The 6,686-nt window shown below is 67.9% G+C and carries 9 protein-coding genes; 8 read left to right on the forward strand and 1 reads right to left on the reverse strand.

All coding sequences use genetic code 11. The features are described from left to right. From AB0O82_RS38335 to AB0O82_RS38365, 7 genes are all read left to right on the forward strand, one after another. Positions 1-404: tyrosine-type recombinase/integrase (locus AB0O82_RS38335; protein WP_363589640.1), on the forward strand; the 404-nt coding region annotated here is incomplete at its 5' end. Between the two features lie 62 nt (positions 405-466). Then, positions 467-1,597 (forward strand): tyrosine-type recombinase/integrase, encoded by a 1,131-nt coding sequence (locus AB0O82_RS38340; RefSeq protein WP_363589642.1) that lies wholly within the window; start codon positions 467-469, stop codon positions 1,595-1,597. Then, positions 1,594-1,923, forward strand: a complete 330-nt coding sequence (locus AB0O82_RS38345; RefSeq protein WP_363589644.1) for a helix-turn-helix transcriptional regulator — start codon at positions 1,594-1,596, stop codon at positions 1,921-1,923. Before AB0O82_RS38340 ends, AB0O82_RS38345 begins: the two co-directional genes overlap by 4 nt. A 29-nt stretch (positions 1,924-1,952) precedes the next feature. Continuing rightward, entirely contained in the window at positions 1,953-4,343 is a 2,391-nt protein-coding gene (locus AB0O82_RS38350) for a site-specific integrase (RefSeq protein WP_363589646.1), read from the forward strand. Then, positions 4,340-4,819: a hypothetical protein gene (locus AB0O82_RS38355; RefSeq protein ID WP_363589648.1), complete on the forward strand. Its 480-nt coding sequence runs from the start codon at positions 4,340-4,342 to the stop codon at positions 4,817-4,819. The genes AB0O82_RS38350 and AB0O82_RS38355 overlap by 4 nt, the downstream gene beginning before the upstream one ends. 119 nt (positions 4,820-4,938) lie before the next feature. Further along, entirely contained in the window at positions 4,939-5,265 is a 327-nt protein-coding gene (locus tag AB0O82_RS38360; protein WP_363589650.1) for a hypothetical protein, read from the forward strand. Further along, positions 5,210-5,872, forward strand: a complete 663-nt coding sequence (locus AB0O82_RS38365) for a hypothetical protein (protein ID WP_363589652.1) — start codon at positions 5,210-5,212, stop codon at positions 5,870-5,872. The genes AB0O82_RS38360 and AB0O82_RS38365 overlap by 56 nt, the downstream gene beginning before the upstream one ends. On the opposite strand, the gene AB0O82_RS38370 is transcribed toward AB0O82_RS38365, so the two are convergent. Next, positions 5,853-5,978, reverse strand: a complete 126-nt coding sequence (locus AB0O82_RS38370) for a hypothetical protein (RefSeq protein ID WP_363589655.1) — start codon at positions 5,976-5,978, stop codon at positions 5,853-5,855. The genes AB0O82_RS38365 and AB0O82_RS38370 overlap by 20 nt on opposite strands. Before the next feature lie 112 nt (positions 5,979-6,090). On the opposite strand from AB0O82_RS38370, the gene AB0O82_RS38375 reads away from it, so the two are divergent. Then, on the forward strand, positions 6,091-6,636 hold the full coding sequence (locus AB0O82_RS38375; protein WP_363589654.1) for a GNAT family N-acetyltransferase: 546 nt from the start codon (positions 6,091-6,093) through the stop codon (positions 6,634-6,636). The last annotated feature ends 50 nt before the right edge of the window (positions 6,637-6,686 follow it).

Raw genomic sequence — 6,686 nt, forward strand, 5'->3', positions numbered from 1 at the left:
ACGTGCTGTCGGTGATGGACTGGGCGGTGGAGGCCGTCGCCGACTACGTCGAGAACGTCCGGCCGCGGTTCGGCTGCGAGGAACACCCCGCGCTGTGGGTGACCGAGCGGGGTGGCCGGATCAAGCCGGCGGAGATCAACGCCCGGTTCGTCGCCTATCGAGACGCGCTGAAGCTCCCGAAGGAGTTGGTCGCCCACTCCGCCCGTCACGCCTATGTCACCCACCTCACCGAGGACGGTGTCGACCGCCGCTTCATCCAGCAGCAGGTCGGTCACGAGAACGACAGCTCGACCGCCATCTACACCAACCCTCGGGAATTGCATCAGATGGGCGCAAAGCCGCAGCTCGCATGGTCAAGGCGGGTGTCCGTCAGTGTCCAATGCGACGTCATGTTGGCTTTCTGAACTGGGAGTTTGGCATTACCATCCCGTCTGATGCATGATTTGCCCTTCGAGAGGGAGGGCGAGTGGGGCAGCAGCGGCGGGTGGATCTGGCTGGAGCGGCTCATCTGGAGCTGGTCTCCGGGGTGGCCCAGTTGCGGCCGGAAGACGCGATGGTCGAGGCGATGCTGCGGGGGTGGCGGGCTCAGCAGGCCGCCCGCGGGCTGCAGGAGGACACGATCACCGCGCGCGAACGACTGGTCCGGCGGTTCGTGGACTTCACCAACGAGTACCCGTGGGCCTGGCTGCCGGGCCATGTAGATGAGTGGTCGCTGTCACTGACCGGCGAGTCGCACCTGGCGCCGTCCACAATCCGCAGCTACCAGGGCGGTCTGCGGCTGTTCAGCGAGTTCCTCATTGACGGGCGTTACGGCTGGTCGGTGGCCTGTGAGGACGCCTTCGGGACGCATCCGGTTGCGATCTGCCACGAGTGGAACACCATCGCGCACCTCAACGACTACGAGGGCAGTCCCGAGGCGAGGCCCTTCACCCGCGACGAGATCCAGCGGTTCCTGGACTACGCCGACGACCAGGTCGACCGCGCGGTGCGGGCCAAGCGCAAGGGCGCCCTGGCCGCCTACCGGGACGCCACCTTGTTCAAGGTCATCTACGGGTGGGGCCTGCGCCGCACCGAGACCTCCAAGCTCGACCTGGTGGACTTCGGCCGCAACGCGTCAGCACCGCAGTTCGGCCGGTACGGCACGCTCAACGTCCGCTACGGCAAGGCGAAGAGAGGCCAGCCGCCCCGGCGCCGGAACGTGCTGTCGGTCATGGACTGGGCGGTGGAGGCGGTCGCTGACTACGTCGAGAACGTCAGACCGCGCTTCGGCTGCCAGGACCACCCCGCACTGTGGGTGACCGAGCGCGGCGGCCGGATCAAGCCGGCGGAGATCAACGCCCGGTTCGTCGCCTACCGTGACGCGCTGAAGCTGCCGAGAGAGCTCGTCGTCCATTCCGTCCGCCACAGCTATGTCACGCATCTGACCGAGGACGGGGTCGACCGACGCTTCATCCAATCCCAAGTTGGACACGAATGTGACAGCTCAACGGCTGTATATACCCATGTCAGTAGCGACTTCATGAACACGGCCCTGCTCAAGGCGCTCACACCCGCGCTTACCGAGGAGCACGCGACGACGAGGAGGTACCGCCGATGACGGGCAAGCTCGACTACCAGTGGCATCTGCGGCAGGTCATGGCGACGCGCGGCATGTTCTCCACCACCGACATCACCCCGCTGCTGGCCGAGCGCGGCATCGAACTGTCCTCCAGCCAGGTCTACCGGCTCGTCGTCGAACGCCCTGAACGTCTGAGCCTGAAGATCCTCATGGCCCTGCTGGACATCCTGGACTGCACCATGGACGACCTCATCGAGCCGACGGCCGTGGCCGGAACCACCATGAAGCGGAAGGCGGTCGGCTCCGACACGGGTGTCGGAACATTGCGTCCGAAGCGGGCCCGCATCACCCCGGTCGACGAATGACGCCGCTACCGGACCCTATCCGCGATCCGGTGGGCACCGTCGTGGACCTGGTCATGACGGCCGATCCCGATCTCGACCGGGGCACCGTCCTGCGGATCGTCGAGCAGACCGGCGGCGGACGCGCCAAGCGCCGCAGGCTCGCGGCGGCCCTGGTCGAGAACCCCTCGGTCCTCACCTCAGGTCGGTCGCCGGCTCCGAAGAACGTCGGTGACCTCCTCCTGGCGCTTCGGCAGTCCGGGGCAGCCGGGATCGCACTGCCGCGGTGCGCGGAATGCGACCGCGATATCACCTCGATGCAGCGACGCGCCGAACACTGGTACTGCCCACCGTGCTTCGTCCGCCCGCAGCAGTGCTCCGCCTGCGGCCACGAACGGCAGGTCGCCTTCCGCGACCGCCTCGGCCGGCCGCGCTGCGGCCAGTGCCCGGACCAGGACGACCCCGATCCGGCATCCACTTTGGTCGCCCTGATCACCGGGATCGACCCGGGCCTGTCAGCTCAAACGGTCTCACTGGCGCTGGAGACGATCGTCACCAAGCACGCCCACCTGCAAAAACTCGCCTGGATTCTGAGCGATGCCCCGGAACTGCTCACCGGGGACGGCGCGAAGGCTCCTGTCCCCATGCTGCTGAGGCTCATCGACACCCTGGTCGACGCGGGCGCCACCACGATTCAGCGGCCACCGTGCCCCCGCTGCCGCCGCATCGTGCCGCTCACGAAACAGCGCGACGGGATGAGGGTCTGCCGCACCTGTTACGCCCGCGCCCGCACGGTCGCCTGCGCCCGCTGCGGAACGCTCCGTGAGCCGGCGGCCCGTGACGCGCAGGGTCGACCTCTGTGTCCGTACTGCCTGATCAGCGACCCGGACAACCTCGAAGACTGCCTGCAGTGCGGGCGCCGCCAACGCGTGAGCACCCGCACGGCCGACGGCCCGCTGTGTCCGACCTGCCGACCACAGCGCATCCTGACCTGCACCATCTGCGCGAGGACCGTCCCCTGCCTCATCGCCAAGGCCACCGGTCAGCCCTGGTGCCCGGCCTGCGCTCGGCTTCGTGCGACGTGCTCATCCTGCGGGCGCATGGACATCGTCCGCGGCGGGACGCGTCAGGCACCGTTGTGCGGCACCTGCCTCGTCCCGGACGCCGCCTTCTGGAAGACCTGCCCCCACTGCGGCACGAGTGGACGGCTCACTTCCAGCGCCTGCGCTCGTTGCCACCTGAATGAAAAGCTCCGCAGCATGCTCCACGACAGCACCTGCGGCCTGCGTCCCGAACTGGAGCCACTGCACCGAGCCCTGGCCGACACCGACCGGCCGGCAGTCACGCTCGGCTGGCTGTCCCGCCCAGCCGTCGTGGACCTCCTGGCCCGGCTGACCGCGGGCGACGGCCCACTGACCCACGCCGCGCTCGACGACCTTCCACCGAGCAAGACCCTGGCCCATCTGCGAAGCGTCCTGGTCGCCACCGGCGGCCTGCCCCGACGAGACGAGCGCCTCGCCCAGCTCGAACGATGGACGACTCGGAGGATCGCCGAGCGCACCGACCCGGAGGAGCGGAAACTCCTTCACCAGTACGGCACCTGGCACGTGGTGCGGCGCATCCGCCAACGGTCCCGCGAGGAGACGACCGCGAACCAGGCAGCCGTCGCCCGGCGCCACCTGGGTGCGGCGACGAGCTTCCTGGACTGGCTCACCGCGCACAATCTCACCCTCGCGACAGCCGGGCAAGGCGACCTGGACCAGTGGTCCGCCCAGGCGACCACCAACAACTTCTCCCACACCGGGCACTTCCTCCGCTGGGCCAAGGGCCAGAAGCTGACCCGGCTCGACCTGCCCGCACTGCGCTGGACCGGGCCGATGGGCGCCATCGACACCGAGACCCGGTGGGAACAGGCACGTCGGCTCCTCGGCGACAGCACCCTCAAACCCGAGGACCGAGTCGCCGGCCTCCTGGTCCTCCTCTACGCCCAGCGCCCCGCCGCGATCAGCCGACTCACCCTCGACCACGTGCACCGCGACGACCGGCGCGTTCAGCTCCAGCTCGGGAGCGTGCCAGTCGTGCTGCCCGACCCCCTGGCCGACCTCGTCCTCCACGTGGTCACTGACCGCCAGGGGCACGCCTCACTCGGCGCCCCCGACACATCGCCTTGGCTCTTCCCCGGCGGACGACCAGGACATCCGATCAGTCCGTTCCGGCTCTCCGAGCGACTCCGCGCCATCGGCATCCTCCCCGGCCAGTCCCGCTCCGCGGCGCTGTTCCAACTCGCCGAGGAACTTCCGGCCGCACTACTCGCACGCATGCTCGGCATCCACATCAGCGTCGCCGTCCAATGGCAACGAGCCGCAGCCGGCGACTGGACCGCCTACGCCGCTGACGTCAGCGGCCGGAACAACCGACCCGACCCGAGCAGGAGTGGCACATGACCACCGATGAACAGCACCTTTGGGCTCTCCTGCGGGAACTGGACAGCTCGGGCGACGCCGAGTTCCCCGACGCCTACGACCACGCCGCTGCCCGGACACGGTTCAACCAACTCGTCTCCGACATCGACACACAGTTCGCCTGCGTCACCAACGTCGAGCGCGACGCCCAGGAGGCCAGCTACCACGGGCGGATCACCATCCCCGCCGATGCAACAACCAGTGCCGACTTCATCACGATCATCGTCAGCAACTTTGGTGACCTCGCTACCGTCACGCTCGGCAACCCCATGAGCTACGACAAAGAGGAGACCGACTACCTACTCGATCCCATCGACCACAGCCAGATCACCAACATACTCAGCAGGCTGGGATACATCACCGTCCCCGAGCACCTGAACTGGGCCGACTACGACGGCGTGATGAACCTCCGCTCTCACGCCAGGAGCTGGTTCGACCGCTTCTTCTTCTGGACATGACCCCGACGTCCTCAAGAGGCGGGCGCTCGGAACCCCGGAGGTCAACCACCGGGCCAGCGGAGGACTCCGCGAACCGCAACCCGACCGCTGAGCCAGATCCGCGAGATCGAATAGAGAACATGCGAACCTACCGATACAAATCCCAGACCAGCGACTTCGGGCTGTTCCTAGGCATCACCGCCGAAGCCACGAGGCTGGACGCCGCACCCAACATCGGGAAGAAGCTCAGCGACCGCGTCTGGCTGGACACCTCGCAGGTCCACAACGCCTACCGCGGCGAACCGCTGACCCTCAGCGAACGCGAGGCCGCCTGGTTGGAGTTCGGCCTCCTCAAGGTCACCTCCAGCATCGAGGCGCAGGCCACCGGCCACGTCCGAACGCGACGAGCACATGGCACGGATCGAACGCTTCCTCGCCGACATCCTTGGCGCCCAGAAGGACCCTGACCGGCGCAAGCTTCTGCACCGCTACACAATCTGGCATCTGGTCAGACGCCTGCGTCAGCGCAACAACGGCCGCCCCGTCACTCCGCAGCAGTTCACCGCCGTCCGTCAACGCACCCATGCGGCTGTCGCCTTCCTGAACTGGCTGGAAGCCCACGACCTCGCTCTGGACACCTGCAGGCAAGCCGACCTCGACCGCTGGCTCACCGACGACTCCGCCGCCTACCGCCAAACGGCCGGCCACTTCATCCGCTGGGCTCGGACCAACAAGCTCACCACTGTCCACGTTCCCGCGCTCCGCTGGTTCGGCCCCACCCAGCCCCTGGACGACCAGCACCGCTGGGACGTCGCCCGGCGTCTCCTGCATGACGACACCGTCAAGCCCGAAGACCGCCTCGCCGGCCTGCTTCTCCTCCTCTATGCCCAGGGGGCGGCAGCGATCACCCGGCTGACCGTCGAAGACGTCGACGCCACCGACAAGGGAGTACGTCTCCACCTCGGCCGAGCACCCATCCAGCTGCCCGAGCCCGTCGCCGCACTGGCCCGCACCGTCGCCGCGAACCGCAAGGGCCACGCGACCATCGGAGCCCTCACCCCGTCTCCCGGGTGATCCCCAGGTCAGCCGCGACGTCCTTCATCATCCGCTGCCCCGCCGAGGCCCGCCACAACGCCACCGAGTCCGCCCGGAACTCCGGGGTGTACTTCCGCCCTGCCATATGAACCATCTTCCCGGACCATCAAGATCCGCCATCAGAGTGTCCACATCACAGGGGTCACCTCAGTCCTGACTCCGCGGAGGATGTCAGACCCCTCTGGCATCCTCCGCCCATGCCGAACGACTCCGCCCTTCACCTGGTCCAGATAGCCAACCCGCACGACATCGTCCCTGAACTGCGGAAAGAGTTGATCGACTGCTGGATCGCGGTCACCAACGCCGGCGGCGCCGCCGGATTCCCGTTCCCTCCGGTCGGCCAGGACGACGTCGTGCCCGTCGCGGACAAGCTCCTCAGCCGTCTCGACCCGCAGCAGAGCCGACTCCTCGCCGCCCAGGTCGACGGCGTCCTTGCCGGATGGGTCATCCTCAACCGCGATCCCTACCGACTCGTCGGGCACTGGGGCACCATCCACCACCTCCAGACCCACCCCGCTTTCCGCGGCCGCGGCATCGGATCCGCTCTCGTCCACGAGCTTCGGAAGATCGCCCGCGACGAGCTTGGCCTTGAACAGCTCCATCTGGCAGCCCGGGGCGGCGAGGGCCTGGAGGACTTCTACGGGCGGCTCGGATGGCGTGAGATCGGTCGCTGGCCCGAAGCCCTCCGGCTCGCGCCCCACGACACCCGCGACGAGGTCCTCATGATCCTCGCCCCACTCTGACCGCAAGGGCATTCGGACAGTTCCAATACCCGACGTCACCATTACACGTC

Origin of the sequence: Kitasatospora sp. NPDC088264, assembly GCF_040685715.1 — a bacterium.
Lineage (GTDB): Bacteria > Actinomycetota > Actinomycetes > Streptomycetales > Streptomycetaceae > Kitasatospora.

Bases quoted from the DNA above. Each gene is read 5' to 3' on its own strand.
- AB0O82_RS38365 (WP_363589652.1), top strand. From the start codon at position 5,210: ATGGCACGGATCGAACGCTTCCTCGCCGACATCCTTGGCGCCCAGAAG.
- AB0O82_RS38370 (WP_363589655.1), bottom strand. From the start codon at position 5,978: ATGGCAGGGCGGAAGTACACCCCGGAGTTCCGGGCGGACTCGGTGGCG.
- AB0O82_RS38345 (WP_363589644.1), top strand. From the start codon at position 1,594: ATGACGGGCAAGCTCGACTACCAGTGGCATCTGCGGCAGGTCATGGCG.
- AB0O82_RS38355 (WP_363589648.1), top strand. From the start codon at position 4,340: ATGACCACCGATGAACAGCACCTTTGGGCTCTCCTGCGGGAACTGGAC.
- AB0O82_RS38360 (WP_363589650.1), top strand. From the start codon at position 4,939: ATGCGAACCTACCGATACAAATCCCAGACCAGCGACTTCGGGCTGTTC.
- AB0O82_RS38375 (WP_363589654.1), top strand. From the start codon at position 6,091: ATGCCGAACGACTCCGCCCTTCACCTGGTCCAGATAGCCAACCCGCAC.